The organism is Mesorhizobium sp. P3_A9, assembly GCF_056402975.1.
Genome location: NZ_JBFUGJ010000111.1, coordinates 1 through 16,924 on the forward strand (window position 1 = coordinate 1; position 16,924 = coordinate 16,924).

Sequence of the window (16,924 nt, forward strand, 5' to 3'; positions counted from 1 at the left end):
GTGCTGGTCCTGACCCTGTTTGCACAAAGGCAGATCGTCGCGGGATTGACCGCCGGCGCCGTCAAGGGCGGCTGAAGGCACGGTCCGGCATCACACTCTTTTCGAGGAAAACCCAATGGCATCGGTGACAATCAACAACGTGCAGAAGGCTTTCGGGGCCGCCAAGATCATCCACGATGTCAGCGTCGACATCGCCGACGGCGAGTTCGTCATCCTGGTCGGGCCATCRGGCTGCGGAAAGTCGACGCTGCTGCGCATGATCGCCGGGCTCGAAACCATCTCGGGCGGCAGGATCGCCATCGGCGATCGCATCGTCAACAATCTGCGGGCGCGCGACCGCAACATCGCCATGGTCTTCCAGAACTACGCGCTCTATCCGCACATGACGGTGGCCGACAATATGGGCTTTGCCCTGAAGATCAAGAAAGCCGATCCGGCCGACACCGCCAGCCGCGTCGGCAGGGCCGCCAATATTCTCGGCCTCGACAAGCTGCTCGACCGCTACCCGCGCCAGCTTTCCGGCGGCCAGCGCCAGCGTGTCGCCATSGGCCGCGCCATCGTGCGCGAKCCSCAGGTTTTCCTSTTCGACGAGCCGCTCTCAAATCTCGACGCCAAATTGCGCGTCCAGATGCGCGGCGAGATCAAGGCGTTGCACCAGCGGCTGGGCACCACCACAATCTATGTCACGCACGACCAGATCGAGGCGATGACGATGGCCGACAAGATCGTCGTGCTGCATGACGGCCTTGTCGAGCAGATCGGCGCACCGCTCGACCTTTACGATCGTCCGGCCAATCTCTTCGTCGCCGGCTTCATCGGCTCGCCCGCCATGAACTTCATTGCCGGCCGCATCGAGGAAGGCATTTTCCGCAGCATCAGCGGACTGACCCTGCCGCTGCCGGAAGGCATCCATCCGGCGCATGCTTCAGGCGGCGACCTCGTCTACGGCATCCGCCCCGAACATATCCGTGCGACCGCCCAGGGCATCCCCGGCAAGGTCACGCTGCTGGAGGCGACGGGATCGGAAATCTTCGCCAAGGTGGATTGCGGCGGCGAGGAAATCTCCTGCCTTTTCCGCGAGCGGCTGGCGCTGAAGCAAGGTGAGCAAGTGCGCATCGAGATCGACCGCGCCTGCGCTCACCTGTTCGACGCCAAGACAGGTCGGCGGTTGTAGGGGGTCAGAATTTGATGGTGAGCGCGATGAGATTCGAACCCATGACCTACTGATTAAGTTATTTGATATATAAATAAAATCAATACGTTACAAAATCGGCCACGCAATGACACGCGATGATGTGTCGGATCATGGGTGCATGGGCGCGCTCGGCATTCTCGCCTATATGCCGGATCTCAAGATGTGCTCGTGTCGCGCCTTTTCTGCGCCCTCAAAGGCCGCGAACACTTCATCGACGATGTCGCCGAGCTCGCGCAGTGCATTCCTCGACAAAGGGACGCTGGCCATGCTTGTCTCCCCCGTGTGCGGGTGTGCAACGGTCGACGTCATCCGATCGCCCTCAATGACATTTGTGAGGGAATAGGAGGAGCCATCGGTGATCGTGATGTTTGGAGTTTCGAACTCACCTGCGTGTGTAATTCTTTCGGTTGCTGCTCTGTTGGAATGGCGCTCTGCGGCATGCCCAACTGCGTTTCGAGCCTGCTCATGGTTTCGGAAGGACTGTTTGAACCTGCTTCTCGCGCTACTTAGCCGCTTGCCGTCCACAGCGCGCGCCAAGGACGGAGATCCTTTGAAGCCGATTGCATCGAGTGTTTTGCCGAGGTGAAACACCGTCATCACAGCATCTCTACCTGCTATATTGACCCACCGGGCGTGGAGGTTCATTTCAGCAAGAATCTGATTTGCGTTATCTCGACCATCAGAGAATCCGATTCGAGCGGCTAGAGCAGCCTGCCGCTGTGGCAGCAATGTCTCGATGGATGCAGTTGACCTTTCGCCCAGGATCAATGCGGCTTCGTAGGCATCTAAATACAATGCAAGTTGACTTAACAGCCCAAGCTGGCTCCAGACGGCGGCCTGCTCGCTTTCTGTGTCGCCCAACCCTGCAAAACTTGGCGGAATTTTTGATGGCATTCTCCTAGTTAACTGAGAATTCATGGCTGCGAAAGCAGCGTGCCGATCATTCAGAAATGGTGCTTGGCGAAAATCACGCGGCCGCTTTCCTTCAAGACCGGCCCTCGAGGCCGGCCTTGGCTGCTCTTGCGGCCGGCAGCGTGAATCAGCAGAACAGTCTGTGCACCTTTTGCAGTCGCAAGGTTCCGCTCTACTCCAGAGGATTAAAGCCTAAGTATTTGGTATTTAAATGAAAAATGGTGAGCGCGATGGGATTCGAACCCATGACCTACTGATTAAAAGTCAGTTGCTCTACCGGCTGAGCTACGCGCTCCCGCGGGCGCGAAAGGCTGCCCTCGAAATTGCGCGAAACATAGGGAGAGTGCYKCGACCGGTCAACCGGAAAAACAGCGTCCGCGAGCCGGACTTCTCAAGCACTGCCACGCCCACTGCCACGCCGCCTCCCTGCCCGCTTCGATCGAGGGCGACACAGCCTTACGAAGCGATGGCACCGGGTCTCGTCGACACCGCCGACAAGCTGGAGAAACATTGCGAATCAGCAACTTGGTGTTTTGCGAGGAACCATCCTGTGTATCGCTCGTTGTCTCGCCACAAGGGACGTCAATCACCCTTTCGAAGGAGAAGACAATGAACAAGATCGTAACGGGTATACTGGCGACCACCCTGTCAGTTTCGTTTGCCGCTGCCGCCGCTATGCCGGCCAATGCTGCGCAGATGTTTGTGCCGCAGGCGCCAGACTTCTCGTCAAACATCATAAAGGTCGGAGAAGGTGGACTTCAATACCTCCGCCATTCGAACCGTAATTTCGGCAATCGCCACTTCAACCGTAACCGCAATTTCGGCGCTCGCAACTTTGCTCAAAACAATGACGGCGGCGGCTACTGGAACGGCCATCGCGGCTMTCGYGAMTAYCATCGCGGYTATCGCCGYCACGGCGACTATTGGTTCCCGCTGGCAGCTTTCGCGACTGGTGCCTTGATCACCGGCGCGATCATCAACAACGAGAACAACCGCGTCTACGAAGGCAATTCGCACGTGCAGTGGTGCTATGACCACTATCGCAGCTACCGCTCTTCGGACAACACATTCCAGCCGAACTACGGTCCGCGTAAGGAATGCCGTTCGCCCTACTGATCCTGGATGAGTATCAGTAGCGGATAAGCTGGATGAGTATCAGTAGCGGATAAGTATGAGTAGACGACCCGCGTCGGAAACGGCGCGGGTCTTTTCCGTATGACTTTCAGCATCCCGATCAGCCGAATGAAGTTTCCGGTCAGTTCGCCCAGTCTACGCTTTTGAGGATCAGATAAAGACCGCCCCCTTCCCCGCGCGGAGAGCGGTAAGCCCCGAGTGCGTCGCATACACGCACCATCGCTGCCGTCAGTTCCCAGCCCAGCGCTTCCAGGTCGTCTTTCGTGTCGGTCACATAAGCCTGCTGAAGTTCGGCTATATCTTTCTCTTCGCCGAAGGAACGAACCCGTTTGGCGTCGGCGAGAAGTTCGGTGGGCAAGTTTGAATTCGACCATGCCCAAAGCCAGTTACCAGCTTTGGCGCTCGTCGAGCCTGCAATCTGGATCTCGGTAACGACTTTGACGGCACCTTGGTCCGAGAACAGAAGCCTGCCAGTCGTCAGGTCGTAGTCATAGCGCGGCCAGTGGCCGAGGCGAAACTCCTTCTCCAAACGAGCATTCTTGGCAGTTAGCTGTTCAAAAGCCTGGTCGCGCCAAGCAGGATACCAGTCCGGCTGCATGTCCCCCACCGTCAAATCTTTCTATAGCGACCGTTATGGCACGCTCAAGGTCCGGCGCACAGCATCGCGCCAGCCTGCCAGCTTGGCGGATCGTGTGGAGATATCCATCTCCGGCTTGAACCGCCGCTCGAGCGCCCAGCTCTTGGCGAATTCCTTCGCCTTCGGCCACACGCCGGCTTTCGAGCCGGCGAGCCAGGCCGCACCCAGCGCCGTCGTCTCCAGAATGGTCGGGCGATCGACCGGCGCGTCGAGAATGTCGGCCAGACGCTGCATGGTCCAGTCCGACGCCACCATGCCGCCATCGACACGGAGAACCGTTTTGGCCGAAGTGCCTTTCCAGTCCTTGCGCATGGCGTCGAGCAGGTCGCGGGTCTGGTAAGCGACGGATTCGAGCGCGGCGCGCGCGAACTCCGCCGGGCCGGAATTGCGGGTCAGCCCGAAGATGGCGCCTCGCGCTTCGGCGTCCCAATGCGGCGCGCCCAATCCGACAAAGGCCGGCACCAGATAGACGTTTTGCGAGGGATCAGCCTCAGCAGCCAGTTTGCCGCTCTGCTCGGCCTTGCCGATCACCTTGATGCCATCGCGCAGCCATTGCACGGCCGCCCCKGCGATGAAGATCGARCCTTCCAGCGCATAGGTGGTCTTGCCGTTCAGCCGATAGGCGATGGTGGTCAAAAGCCGGTTCTTCGAACGCACCAGATCGCTGCCGGTGTTGAGCAGCGCGAAGCAGCCGGTGCCATAGGTGGATTTCATCATGCCGGGCTCAAAGCAGGCCTGGCCGATGGTCGCGGCGTGCTGGTCGCCGGCGACACCGAGGATCTTTATCTCGGCGCCAAACAGATTTTTCTCGGTCACTCCATAATCATCGGCGCAATCTTTGACCTCCGGCAGCATTTTTGCCGGGATGTTGAGAATGGCCAAAAGCTCGTCATCCCAGACGTTTTTCTCGATGTTGTAGACCAGCGTGCGCGACGCATTGGTGGCATCGGTGGCGTGGACCTTGCCGCCGGTCAGCCGCCAGATCAAAAAGCTGTCGATGGTGCCGGCCAGCAATTCGCCTTTCTCGGCGCGCCTCCTCGCGCCCTTCACCTTGTCGAGCATCCAGGCGATCTTGGTGCCCGAGAAATAAGGATCGAGCAGCAAGCCGGTCTTGCGCGTGAACTTCTTCTCCAGCCCCAGCTTCTTCAGCTTCTGGCACAGCGGTGCGGTGCGCCGGTCCTGCCAGACGATGGCGTTGTGGATCGGCTTGCCCGTCTCCCTGTCCCAGATGACGACGGTTTCGCGCTGGTTGGTGATGCCGATCGCCGCCACTTCGGATGCTTCACAGCCTGCCTTTTTCAGCGCAGCCTTCACGGTCGTCACGACGCTTGCCCAGATCTCTTCCGGATCGTGCTCGACCCAGCCGGAGGCCGGATAGTGCTGGGTGAATTCCTTCTGCCCGCTGCCGGCGACTTTCATCTGGCCGTCGAACAGGATCGCCCGGGTTGATGTCGTTCCCTGGTCGATCGCCAGCACAAAACCGTTCATTCCCGCGTCCTCCACCTGGATACAAAGAAGGGAGACGGCAACGCGCCGCCTCCCCCAATTTCACACGGGCGCGAACGCCCGCATAGGCAGTCCTACTTCTGCCAGCTCTTCACCAGTTCATCGTAGTTGATGGTGATTGGCTTTTCCTTCTCGTTCTCGATCTTGAGCTGAGGCGCGAGATTGCCCTTCTTGACCGCGTCGGCGTTCCAGTAGGCAAGGTCATGCTCTTCGGCCATCTTCGGGCCGATATCGCCCTGGACGCCCGACTTCTCGATGCGGCTCATGACCTTTTCCTGCTCGCCGCAGAGCGAGTCCATCGCTTCCTGCGCCGTCTTGGCGCCCGACGACGCGTCGCCGATCGCCTGCCACCAGAGCTGTGCCAGCTTCGGATAATCAGGMACGTTGGTGCCTGTCGGCGACCACTGCACGCGGGCCGGCGAACGGTAGAACTCGATCAGACCGCCGAGCTTGGGCGCGCGTTCGGTGAAGCTCTTGTCGTGGATCGTGCTCTCGCGGATGAAGGTCAGGCCGACATGGCTCTTCTTCACGTCCACGGTCTTCGAGGTGACGAACTGCGCGTACAGCCAGGCGGCCTTGGCGCGATCGGTCGGCGTCGACTTCATCAGCGTCCAGGAACCGACGTCCTGATAGCCGAGCTTCATGCCGTCCTTCCAGTAGACACCATGCGGCGACGGCGCCATGCGCCACTTCGGCGTGCCGTCGTCGTTCAGCACCGCCTTGGCGCCGGCATCGACCATCGAGGCGGTGAAGGCGGTGTACCAGAAGATCTGCTGGGCAACCGCGCCCTGTGCCGGGACTGGTCCCGATTCGGAGAAGGTCATGCCCTGGGCTTCTGCCRGAGCGTAGGCCTTCAGCCAGTCGAGGTACTTCTGGATCGAGTAGACGGCAGCCGGACCATTTGTGTCGCCGCCGCGCGCGGTGCAGGAGCCGACGGGCCGTGAATTCTCGTCGACCTTGATGCCCCATTCGTCGACMGGCAGRCCGTTCGGSAKGCCCTTGTCGCCRTTGCCGGCCATSGACAGCCAGGCATCGGTGAACCGCCAGCCGAGCGASGGRTCCTTYTTGCCGTAGTCCATGTGGCCATAGACTTTTTTGCCGTCGATCTCGCGGCCGGTGAAGAACTCGGCGATATCCTCATAGGCAGACCAGTTGACCGGCACGCCGAGGTCGTAGCCGTACTTGGCCTTGAAATCCGCCTTGTTCTTCTCGTCATTGAACCAGTCGTAGCGGAACCAGTAGAGGTTCGCGAACTGCTGGTCGGGAAGCTGGTAGAGCTTCTTGTCCGGAGCCGTCGTGAACGAGGTGCCGATAAAATCCTTCAGGTCGAGGTTCGGGTTGGTGACATCCTTGCCGTCGCCCGCCATCCAGTCGGTCAGGTTGCGCACCTGCTGGTAGCGCCAGTGCGTGCCGATCAGATCGGAATCGTTGACCCAGCCGTCATAGAGGTTCTGGCCGGTCTGCATCTGGGTCTGGATCTTCTCGACGACGTCGCCCTCCTGGATGACGTCATGCGTGATCTTGATGCCGGTGATGGCGGTAAAGGCCGGCGCCAGCACCTGCGATTCATACTGGTGCGTTGCGATGGTTTCGGAGACGACTTTGATGTCCATGCCGGCGAACGGCTTGGCTGCGTCGATAAACCACTGCATTTCGGCTTCCTGATCGGCGCGCGAAAGCGTCGAAAGCGGGCCTATCTCCTTGTCCAGAAAGGCTTTTGCTTCGTCCATCCCGGCGTAGGCATTGCCCGCGCCGAGCAATAGCACAAGGGCAGTTGTTGATGTTAAAAATTGCCGTCGCATTAGTTTCCTCCACTGTTTCAGGTTTCAAGTGCGATCTGGAGCGGTSGCCGGCACGCKGCCRCTCCAACAGTTTCCCCCTCTATACGTAGCGGAACACGCCAATGGCGTAGACCACGGAGAGAGCGAGAGCCCACCACAGGTTGGATCCGACAAGACCCARCCAAGCGAGATGGATAAAGGCGCTGCCAAGCAGCGACAGGAAAAGACGGTCGCCGCGCGTCGTCTCGAAGCGCAGGATGCCGACGCGCGGATTGCCGCCCGGCGAGGCGTATTCCCAAACCGCCATACCGCACAGCAGCAGWARAATRGTKSCRAAGAASGCMGCCGTCGGCCACGTCCACGCCATCCAGGWGAGGTCGAARTTCATGATCACACCCTCCCCAGGGCAAAGCCCTTGGCGATATAATTTCGCACGAACCAGATGACGAGCGCGCCGGGGATCAGTGTCAGCACACCGGCGGCGGCGAGCAGACCCCAATCCATGCCGGCGGCCGAAACCGTGCGCGTCATGGTGGCGGCGATCGGCTTGGCATCGGTGGTCGTCAGCGTGCGCGCGATCAGCAGTTCGACCCACGAGAACATGAAGCAGAAGAAGCAGGCGACACCGATGCCGCTCGCAATCAGCGGCATGAAGATTTTGACGAAGAAGCGCGGGAACGAATAGCCATCGATATATGCCGTCTCGTCGATTTCCTTCGGCACGCCCGACATGAAGCCCTCGAGGATCCACACCRCCAGCGGCACGTTGAACAGGCARTGCGCCAGCGCCACGGCGATATGCGTGTCGATCAGCCCGAAGGCCGARTARAGCTGGAAGAACGGCAGCGCGAACACCGCCGGCGGCGCCATGCGGTTGGTCAGCAGCCAGAAGAACAGATGYTTGTCGCCAAGGAAGCGATAGCGTGAGAAGGCGTAAGCCGCCGGCAGCGCCGCCGCCACCGAAATCACCATGTTCATCACCACATAGGTGATCGAGTTGATGTAGCCGGAATACCAGGACGCATCGGTGAAGATGGTGACGTAATTGGCGAGTGTCGGCGCGTGCGGGTAGAGCGTCAGCGACGAGACGATCTCGGCATTGGTCTTGAAGCTCATGTTGATGAGCCAGTAGATCGGCAGCAACAGCACGATGATGTAGAGCGTCGGCACGATCCACCACCAGCGCGATTCCTCGCCGCGCCGCCGCATGCGCCTGTCGAGATCGCTATGCGACAGCGTACTGGCGAGACCTTCCGCGGCAGAGGTCCCGTTCATCGCATTGCGCTCGGTTCGTTCATTGGCGCCGGCCATCTCAGCGCTCCGCGTCGTARTTGGTCATCACGGTGTAGAACACCCATGACAACAACAGGATGATGAGGAAGTAGACCAGCGACATCGCGGCCGCCGGACCGAGGTCGAATTGGCCGAGCGCCGTCTTGACCAGATCGATCGACAGGAACGTCGTCGAATTGCCCGGCCCGCCGCCGGTGACGACGAAGGGTTCGGTGTAGATCATGAAGGAGTCCATGAAGCGCAGCAGCACTGCGATCAAAAGCACCCGCTGCATCTTCGGCAGCTGGATGTAGCGGAACACCGCCCAGCGCGAGGCGCCGTCGATCTTGGCCGCCTGGTRGAAGGCATCGGGGATCGAGACCAGGCCGGCATAGCAGAGCAGCACGACGAGGCTGGTCCAGTGCCATACATCCATGACGATGATGGTCACCCAGGCATCGAGCGGATCCTGCACATAGTTGTAGTCGATGCCGATTGCGTTGACGTAGTAGCCGAGCAGGCCGATGTCGTTGCGGCCAAACACCTGCCAGATGGTGCCGACGACGTTCCACGGAATCAACAGCGGCAACGACATCAGCACGAGGCAGACCGGCACCCCCCAGCCCTTTTTCGGCATGTTGAGAGCGATGAAGATGCCGAGCGGCACTTCGATCGCCAGGATGATGAAGGAGAAGATCAGGTTGCGGCTCATCGCTTCCCAGAAGCGGCTCGACGACAGCAGTTCCTCGAACCACTCCGTGCCGGCCCAGAAGAAGACGTTGTTGCCGAATGTGTCCTGCACCGAATAGTTGACGACCGTCATCAGCGGGATGACGGCGGTGAAAGCCACCAGCACCAGCACCGGCAGCACCAGGAACCAGGCCTTGTTGTTCCAGGTCTTGTCCATCTATGCCCCCATCTCGACGCGCCAGGAATCGGCATAGATGTTGATGCCAGCCGGATCGAACCGCACCTTCGGTTCGGCGGGAACGGTCTCGTCCTCGCCGATGACGGCGGCGATMTCGCGGCCTTCCAGCTTGGCGCGCACCACCTTGTGGCGGCCCAGATCCTCGACCTTGCTGATCGAAACGGCCATGCCGTCGCGGCCGAGCCTGATATATTCGGGCCGAATGCCGAGTTCGACGGCGCCGGCGGCTTTGGGTGCGCCCGGCAATTCGATYCGCTGCGAGCCGAGCGTCGCCGTCTTGCCTTCGATCACCACAGGCATGACGTTCATGCCCGGCGAGCCGATGAAGTAGCCGACGAAGGTATGGCGCGGCCGTTCGAACAGTTCCGCCGGCGTGCCGATCTGGACGATGCCGCCATCATACATGACCACGACCTGGTCGGCGAAGGTCAGCGCCTCGGTCTGGTCGTGCGTGACATAGACCATGGTGTAGCCGAAGCGGCGGTGCAGCTGCTTGAGCTGCGAACGCAGCACCCATTTCATGTGCGGGTCGATGACGGTCAGCGGCTCGTCGAAAAGGATGGCGTTGACGTCGGAGCGCACCAGCCCGCGGCCGAGCGAGATCTTCTGCTTCTGGTCGGCGGTCAGGCCCCTCGCCTTCTTCTTCGCCCAGGACGCCAGATCGATCATCTCCAGCGTCTCGCGCACCTTGCGGTCGACATCGGCCTCCGGCACGCCGCGATTGCGCAGCGGGAAGGCCAGATTGTCGTAGACGGTCATGGTGTCGTAGATGACCGGGAACTGGAACACCTGCGCGATGTTGCGCTCCTGCGTCGACAGATTGGTGATGTCCCTGCCGTTGAACAGCAACTGGCCGTGCGAGGGATGCAGCAGCCCCGAAATGATGTTGAGCAGCGTGGTCTTGCCGCAGCCGGACGGTCCGAGCAGCGCATAGGCGCCGCCATCCTCGAAGGTGTGATGCACTTCCCTGAGCGCGAAATCGGCATCCTTCTGCGGGTTCGGCAGGTAGGAATGCCTGACATGGTTGACGTCGATGCGCGCCATATCGCCCTCCTATGCCGCCAGCTTCGGTGCGGTCACGGCGCGGCCGTGCTCGTCGAAGACCATGATGTGACGCGGATCGATGAACACCTCGACCACTTCGTCGGTCTCGAAATCGCGGATGCCATGGGTCAGCATCACCCAGCGCACATCGGCGAAGTCGAGATGGATGAAGCTCTCGGACCCGGTGATCTCGGTGATGGTGACCTTGGCCCGCACCGGCACAGCCAAGGCGTTGGGCCGTTCGAGCGACAGATGATGCGGCTGAAAACCGATCGTGTAATTRCCGTCGGCAATGCCGACGAGTTCGGACGGCACCGGCAGCTTCACCCCGCCTTCGAGCAGGAAGTCGCTGCCCTTCTTGGCCAAAACGATGGTGTTGAGCGGCGGATCGGCGAAGGTCCTCGCCGTCACCAGGTCGACCGGCTTGCGGAAGACGTCGATGGTCGGCCCGAACTGTGTGATGCGGCCTTCCGACAGCGTCGCSGTGTTGCCGCCGAGCAGCARSGCYTCGTGCGGYTCKGTSGTGGCGTARACRAAGATGGTGCCGGCGGCRGCRAARATCYTCGGCARTTCGGCGCGCAATTCCTCACGCAGCTTGTAGTCGAGATTGGCCAATGGCTCGTCGAGCAGGACCAGGCTGGCATTCTTGACGATCGCACGCGCCAGCGCGGTGCGTTGCTGCTGGCCGCCCGACAGGCTGAGCGGCGTGCGGTCGAGATACGGCGTCAGCTTGAGCAACCCTGCGGCCTCGCGAACCTGGCTGTCGATCTTGGCTTGCTCGACACCCGCCACCCTGAGCGGCGAAGCGATGTTCTCATAGACGGTCATCGCCGGATAGTTGATGAACTGCTGGTAGACCATGGCGATCTTGCGCTTCTGCACCGGCGTGCCGGTAACGTTCTGGCCATCGAACCAGACCGAGCCGGAGGTCGGCACATCGAGGCCGGCCATCAGCCGCATCAGGCTGGTCTTGCCGGAAAGCGTCGGCCCGAGCAGAACGTTGAGCGAGCCATGCTGAAGCGTCAGCGACACGTCGCGTATGTGCTCGACCGCACCGACCGTCTTGGTGACGTTCCTCAATTCAAGCATGACGCCTCCTCCCAGGCTTTCTGCATCAGCTCAAAACCCTCTTCATTCGGCGGCCGCGACATGCCGCCGGCTTATGCCTTGCATGAATTCGTCGAGTGCCGCGACCTGCTCGCGGCTGAGATGCAGGCCGCGCTTGGTCCGGCGCCACAGCACATCTTCTGATGTGACGGCCCATTCATTTTCAACGAGATAGCGCACTTCCGCCTCGTAGAGATCGCCGCCGAAGTTGCGGCCGAGCTCGGCATTCGACTTGGCAAGGCCCAGCAGAGCCTGAGCGCGGGTCCCGTAAAGCCGCGTCAACCGGCGGGCGAGGCGCGCATCGAGGAACGGATAGGCCGTCTTCAGCTTCGCCACTTGCGCGTCGAAACCGGTGGCCGGGAAATCACCGCCGGGCAGCGGTGCGTCTGATGTCCACGGCTTGCCACGTTTGCCGAGAAAACCTTCGATCTTTTCCAGCATCGATTCCGACAGCCGGCGATAGGTGGTGATCTTGCCGCCGAAGGCGTTGACGATCGGGGCAGCGCCCTCGCCGCCATCGGCCTTGAGCACATAGTCGCGCGTCGCCTCCTGCGCCTTAGAGGCGCCGTCATYATAAAGCGGACGCACGGCCGAATAGGTCCAGACGATGTCGGAACGCTTGACGGGTTGCGCGAAATATTCGCTCGCCGCAGCACAGAGATAGTCGATCTCGGTGTCACTGATCTTCACATCGTGCGGATCGCCGGGATAATCTTGGTCGGTGGTGCCGATCAGCGTGAACTCTTCCTCGTAGGGAATGGCGAAGATGATGCGGCCGTCCCTGTTCTGGAAGAAATAGGCGCGCGGATCGTCGAACTTCTTGGCGATGACGATGTGGCTGCCCTGCACCAGGCGGACATTGTGCACATCGTTCAGGCCGACGACGCCGGACAGCACGTGATCGACCCACGGTCCGGCGGCGTTGACCAGGAGCCGGGCCTTGACCTCTTCGGTCTCGCCGCTCTGCAGGTTCTCGATCTTGATTGTCCAAAGGCCGTTTTCGCGACGCGCGCCGACCACCTTGGTGCGGGTCCGGATCGTTGCACCGCGGTCAGCGGCATCGCGAGCATTGAGCGCCACCAGCCGCGCATCATTCACCCAGCCGTCGGAATATTCGAACGCCTTTTTGAACAAGGGTTTCAAAGGCTTGCCCGCCGGATCGCTTGCCATGTCGAGCGTCCTGGTCGCCGGCAGCAATTTGCGCCCRCCAATRTGGTCGTAGAGGAAMAGGCCRAGCCTGATCAGCCASGCCGGRCGCAGGCCCTTGGCRTARGGCAGCACGAARCGCATCGGCCAGATGATGTGCGGCGCGTTCCTCCACAGAACCTCGCGCTCCATCAGCGCCTCGCGCACCAGGCGAAACTCGTAGAACTCAAGGTAGCGCAGGCCGCCATGGATCAGCTTGGTCGAACCGGAGGAGGTTCCGCTGGCGAGATCGTTCATCTCTGCTAGAAAAACCGAAAACCCGCGCCCAACGGCATCGCGGGCGATGCCGCAGCCATTGATACCGCCCCCTATGACGAAAATGTCCCGGACTGAAGACGTGTCCACTTAACTCCTCCACGATTTCGCATTGCACCATTTTTGTCTTTTGCGAAACCGTGGCGGAATTATTTCGAACTCATAACGAATGTCAAACGAAATATCACAAGGTTGTGAGATGATCGTGATGGGACCTCACCCAAGCGACGTCTCAATCAGTTGAACCTCGGCCTCCTGGCAGATCTTGCGCACCGACGGAATGTCGCAACGGTCGGTGATGAAGGTGTTGACCTGCGACAGATGGCCGATGCGCACCGGCGCCGTGCGCTCGAATTTGGTCTGGTCGGAAACCAGAATCACATGCCTGGCATTGGCGATGATCGCCTGCGCCACCTTCACCTCGCGAAAATCGAAGTCGAGCAAGGCGCCGTCATGATCGATGGCAGAGGCGCCGATGACGGCGTAGTCGACCTTGAATTGCCTGATGAAATCGACTGCCGCCTCGCCGACGACGCCGCCATCCGAACCGCGGACCACCCCGCCGGCGATCACCACCTCAATCGAAGGATAGACACGCATCCTATTGGCAACATTGATATTATTGGTAATGACCATGAGACCGTTATGGTCGAGCAACGCCTTGCTGACCGACTCCGTCGTGGTGCCGATGTTTATGAACAGCGAGGCGTTGTCGGGGATCAGCCTGGCCGCCGCACGGCCGATCGCTTCCTTCTCGTCCGCCGCGATCTTTCGCCTTGCCTCATACTCCATGTTCTCGATCCCGGACGGGAACAATGCGCCGCCATGGATGCGCGAAAGCAGCCGCTGATCGCAGAGATCGTTGAGATCCTTGCGGATGGTCTGCGGCGTCACGTTGAAATGCGTGGCCAGGTCATCGACCAGCACGCGGCCATGGTCCTTGGCCATCTGGATGATCTCGGCATGGCGCGGCGACAGATACATTGCAGGCTCCCGTTTTCGTTTTTCTTGTYTRTAGCCGAAAACGAAAGCAATGAAAAGGGAGACGCCGGCTAATGAAATGCCGATGATTGCAAAGGTGAAATCGGCGCAGCCAGGTTAAACCCGTTCCGCCACCTTGCGGTCGACGGCAGCGACTTTGCCCGGCGAGCGGATCATCAGGAATTTGCCGGACCAGCTTCCCCGGATTCGCCAGACGCCTTCGATCTCGGTGGCGTCGCCGTTGAGAATGCCGCTGTAATCGATCGGCTGCACGTTCAATCCTGCCTTGTCGTATGTCTTGATGAACGCGACCGAGTTGCCGTCGCGCTGCCCCAGTAAGGTTGCGTATATCACAGCGTCTGTCGCCGGACCGGCCGGTTCGTGGGTCGTCCCTGTCAACCTCTTTGCCGTCTCGATCAACGTCGCGACGAAGGAGATGGGCGCAAGCTCGCGCGGATAGAAATAGCGCCCATTCCAGACGCCCGTCAGGTTCTGGTTAGCCTCTTCGCCCTGCCCGGCCATATGCTTGCTCGCAAATCCCTGTCAGTCCCTTGGGGATCTTGCACAGTCGCAAATGACAGTGAAGGCTGTATCGACGTCACCTGCGGTCGCTTCGAATTGGCCGACCTGGAATCTTATTGCCACCTGCCCGTCGGCCCTCGTCTGCGTCAGGTAGATGCGGCCATCGTCGTTGATCGCGTTGACCAGCCGCAGATTGTGATCGTCGGCATCGGCGCTTGAGGCCGCTCTGTGCCGGAACGAAAACAGCGACAGCATCGGTTCGCTGACGATCTCGAAATCCGGCTCCTTCGCCAGCCGCGCGGCAAGGCCCTCGCTCCACGCGACATGGTTGCGGATCATCGCACGCAGGTTTTCCAGCCCGTGAGCGCGCAGCAGGAACCACAGTTTCAAGGCACGGAAACGCCGGCCGAGCGGCACCGACCATTCGGAATAGTTGATGATGCCGTCATGACCGTGCGTCCTCAGATAGTCCGGCTTGATCGCCAGCGTCCGGACATGGCTTTCGGGGTCGCGCAGGAACTGGATCGAGCAATCGAACTGCGCGCCCAGCCATTTGTGCGGATTGAAGACGATCGAATCGGCGCCGTCGACGCCGGTCCAGAAATGCCGGTACTCCGGACAGATCATCGCCGACCCGGCCCAGGCCGCATCGACATGGAGGTAGAGGCCGTGCCGCCTGGCGACCTCGGCGACCGCTGCAATGTCGTCCGTGCCGCCGGTGCTGGTGCCGCCAACGCAAGCGATGATGCCCGCCGGCAGCAAGCCGGCTTGCCGGTCGGCCACGATGGCTGCTTCCAGGGCGGCGGTGTCCATGGCGCGGAAGCGGCCGCTGACGGGAATGCGCACGAGATTGTCCTCACCGATGCCCGAAACCCAGATCGCCCGGTCGATCGACGTGTGCACCTGATCCGAGGAATAGATGCGCAACTGCCTCTGCCCGGCCAACCCCTTTTTGTTGCCTTGCCAGTCCAGCGCGCGCTCGCGCATGGTCAGCACGGCGTTCAGTGTCGCTGACGAGGCCGAATCCTGGATCGCCCCGGAAAACCCTTCGGGCAGGCCGAGCGCCTGCCGCATCCAGTCGACGGTGCGGGTCTCGAGTTCGGTCGCCGCCGGTGAGGTCTGCCAAAGCATGCATTGCGCGGCCATTGCGGAGACCAGGTACTCAGCCACCACCGAGACTGGCGCCGCGTTAGCCGGAAAATAGGCGAAGAAGCGCGGATGCTGCCAATGCGTCATGCCCGGCACGATCTTCTCCTCGAAGTCGGCGAAGATCCTGTCCATCGGTTCGGCGCCTTCGGGCGGCGACGCTTCTATGCTCCTGAAAATATCGCCGGGCTCGACCAGCGGCCGCACCGGCCGTTCGCGCAAAGTGTTGCGATAGTCGGCGCCCCAATCGGCGGCACGCTGCGACCACTGCCGGAACTCATCATTGTTCATCCTGTCCTCCCGACATGACCTTTCGCCGCCGGTCGTTGCCGCCGGCTCTTCAAGATCGAACATTAATTAAYATGTGAAATATTTGCAACTACAAGCGGGCGGCGAGCCGCCGACTACCCCGGAAAATCCGGCAGGCTGGCAAAAGCCGTCTTAAGCGCATTCGACCAGCCATCGGAGATCGTGCGGTAATACTGGTCGTCCTGGCCAATGCGCTTCTTCAGGCCAACCTTGAAAGCATCCTTCTCCAGGAACAGCAGGTCGAGCGGCAGGCCGACCGACAGGTTCGACTTCAGCGTCGAATCAAACGACACCAGCAGCAGCTTCACCGTCTCGGCCAGGCTCATGGTCCGTTCATAGGCGCGGATGATGATCGGCTTGCCGTATTTGGTCTCGCCRATCTGGAAGAACGGCGTGTCGTCGGTCGATTCGATGAAATTGCCYTCGGGRTAGATCATGAACAGSCGCGGCGGACTGCCTTTGATCTGCCCGCCCAGGATGAAGGAGGCGTTGAAATAGGAATCGGCCTTCTCACCGGCGGGTGAAGAGTGCGCGATCACTTCCTTGACCGTGTCGCCGACCAGCCGCACCGTCTGATACATGGATGGCGTTTCGAGCAATGTCGCGYGGCGGTCCGCCACCGCCTTGGTACGCTCTTCGAGCAGGCTGACCACGGCCTGCGTCGTCGCCAGATTGCCCGCCGACATCAAGACGATGACGCGCTCGCCGGGTTCCTCCCAGACATGCATCTTCTTGAAGGTCGAGATCGAATCCATGCCGGCATTGGTGCGCGTGTCCGACATGAACACGAGCCCCCGATCGATCTTGAGGCCGACGCAATAGGTCATGGAATCTCTTCTGGCGGCAATCCTTGCCGGATTACTGCTCTACCGTGACGGTGACCGCAAGCTGTTCTTCCGCCTGTCCCAGTCGAATTCCCGACACCGGCGTGGCATCGCGGTAGTCCCGGCCCGTCGCCACCTTCACATAGCGCTCGTCAGGCGAAATGC

General features: G+C 60.7%; 16 protein-coding genes, 1 tRNA gene and 1 pseudogene. 2 read left to right on the forward strand and 16 right to left on the reverse strand.

What is annotated here, in order from left to right:
• Positions 1–115: 115 nt before the first annotated feature.
• Positions 116–1,174 carry an ABC transporter ATP-binding protein gene (locus AC1DX0_RS16895; RefSeq protein WP_477356142.1) on the forward strand — a complete coding sequence of 353 codons (1,059 nt, stop codon included), beginning with the start codon at positions 116–118 and terminating at the stop codon, positions 1,172–1,174.
• A 162-nt stretch (positions 1,175–1,336) separates the two neighbouring features.
• Here the strand turns inward: AC1DX0_RS16895 and AC1DX0_RS16900 are convergent, their stop codons facing one another.
• A complete protein-coding gene (locus AC1DX0_RS16900; RefSeq protein ID WP_477220417.1) occupies positions 1,337–2,089 on the reverse strand; it encodes a hypothetical protein in 753 nt (250 codons plus the stop codon).
• Between the two features lie 237 nt (positions 2,090–2,326).
• Positions 2,327–2,402: transfer RNA gene (locus AC1DX0_RS16905), tRNA-Lys, on the reverse strand.
• Positions 2,403–2,716: 314 nt separating this feature from the next.
• On the opposite strand from AC1DX0_RS16905, the gene AC1DX0_RS16910 reads away from it, so the two are divergent.
• Entirely contained in the window at positions 2,717–3,223 is a 507-nt protein-coding gene (locus tag AC1DX0_RS16910) for a BA14K family protein (protein WP_477356145.1), read from the forward strand.
• 139 nt (positions 3,224–3,362) lie between these two features.
• Here the strand turns inward: AC1DX0_RS16910 and AC1DX0_RS16915 are convergent, their stop codons facing one another.
• The 14 genes and pseudogenes from AC1DX0_RS16915 to AC1DX0_RS16980 form a co-directional block, all read right to left on the reverse strand.
• Positions 3,363–3,839 carry a DUF6882 domain-containing protein gene (locus AC1DX0_RS16915; RefSeq protein ID WP_477220415.1) on the reverse strand — a complete coding sequence of 159 codons (477 nt, stop codon included), beginning with the start codon at positions 3,837–3,839 and terminating at the stop codon, positions 3,363–3,365.
• Between the two features lie 33 nt (positions 3,840–3,872).
• Positions 3,873–5,366 carry a glycerol kinase GlpK gene (glpK, locus tag AC1DX0_RS16920; RefSeq protein WP_477220414.1) on the reverse strand — a complete coding sequence of 498 codons (1,494 nt, stop codon included), beginning with the start codon at positions 5,364–5,366 and terminating at the stop codon, positions 3,873–3,875.
• Positions 5,367–5,458: 92 nt separating this feature from the next.
• Positions 5,459–7,186, reverse strand: coding sequence for an ABC transporter substrate-binding protein (locus tag AC1DX0_RS16925; protein WP_477356148.1), 1,728 nt, complete (start codon positions 7,184–7,186; stop codon positions 5,459–5,461).
• A gap of 79 nt (positions 7,187–7,265) precedes the next feature.
• Positions 7,266–7,553, reverse strand: a complete 288-nt coding sequence (locus tag AC1DX0_RS16930; protein WP_477356151.1) for a DUF2160 domain-containing protein — start codon at positions 7,551–7,553, stop codon at positions 7,266–7,268.
• A gap of 2 nt (positions 7,554–7,555) precedes the next feature.
• The gene (locus tag AC1DX0_RS16935; RefSeq protein ID WP_477356163.1) at positions 7,556–8,440 is read right to left on the reverse strand and encodes a carbohydrate ABC transporter permease; all 885 of its coding nucleotides are present in this window, start codon (positions 8,438–8,440) and stop codon (positions 7,556–7,558) included.
• 37 nt (positions 8,441–8,477) lie between these two features.
• Positions 8,478–9,344, reverse strand: a complete 867-nt coding sequence (locus tag AC1DX0_RS16940) for a carbohydrate ABC transporter permease (RefSeq protein ID WP_477356153.1) — start codon at positions 9,342–9,344, stop codon at positions 8,478–8,480.
• On the reverse strand, positions 9,345–10,409 hold the full coding sequence (locus tag AC1DX0_RS16945; RefSeq protein ID WP_477356155.1) for an ABC transporter ATP-binding protein: 1,065 nt from the start codon (positions 10,407–10,409) through the stop codon (positions 9,345–9,347). It lies immediately after the preceding gene.
• A gap of 9 nt (positions 10,410–10,418) precedes the next feature.
• The gene (locus AC1DX0_RS16950; protein ID WP_477356157.1) at positions 10,419–11,498 is read right to left on the reverse strand and encodes an ABC transporter ATP-binding protein; all 1,080 of its coding nucleotides are present in this window, start codon (positions 11,496–11,498) and stop codon (positions 10,419–10,421) included.
• Positions 11,499–11,540: 42 nt separating this feature from the next.
• Positions 11,541–13,067, reverse strand: a complete 1,527-nt coding sequence (glpD, locus tag AC1DX0_RS16955; RefSeq protein WP_477356159.1) for a glycerol-3-phosphate dehydrogenase — start codon at positions 13,065–13,067, stop codon at positions 11,541–11,543.
• 126 nt (positions 13,068–13,193) lie between these two features.
• Positions 13,194–13,961, reverse strand: a complete 768-nt coding sequence (locus AC1DX0_RS16960) for a DeoR/GlpR family DNA-binding transcription regulator (protein WP_477220408.1) — start codon at positions 13,959–13,961, stop codon at positions 13,194–13,196.
• 114 nt (positions 13,962–14,075) lie between these two features.
• On the reverse strand, positions 14,076–14,480 hold the full coding sequence (locus AC1DX0_RS16965; protein WP_477220407.1) for a hypothetical protein: 405 nt from the start codon (positions 14,478–14,480) through the stop codon (positions 14,076–14,078).
• 21 nt (positions 14,481–14,501) lie between these two features.
• Entirely contained in the window at positions 14,502–15,917 is a 1,416-nt protein-coding gene (locus tag AC1DX0_RS16970) for a pyridoxal phosphate-dependent decarboxylase family protein (protein ID WP_477220406.1), read from the reverse strand.
• Positions 15,918–16,030: 113 nt separating this feature from the next.
• A complete protein-coding gene (locus AC1DX0_RS16975; RefSeq protein WP_477356161.1) occupies positions 16,031–16,762 on the reverse strand; it encodes a proteasome-type protease in 732 nt (243 codons plus the stop codon).
• Positions 16,763–16,793: 31 nt separating this feature from the next.
• Positions 16,794–16,924 (reverse strand): annotated as a pseudogene (locus AC1DX0_RS16980) (transglutaminase family protein); the annotation flags it as partial.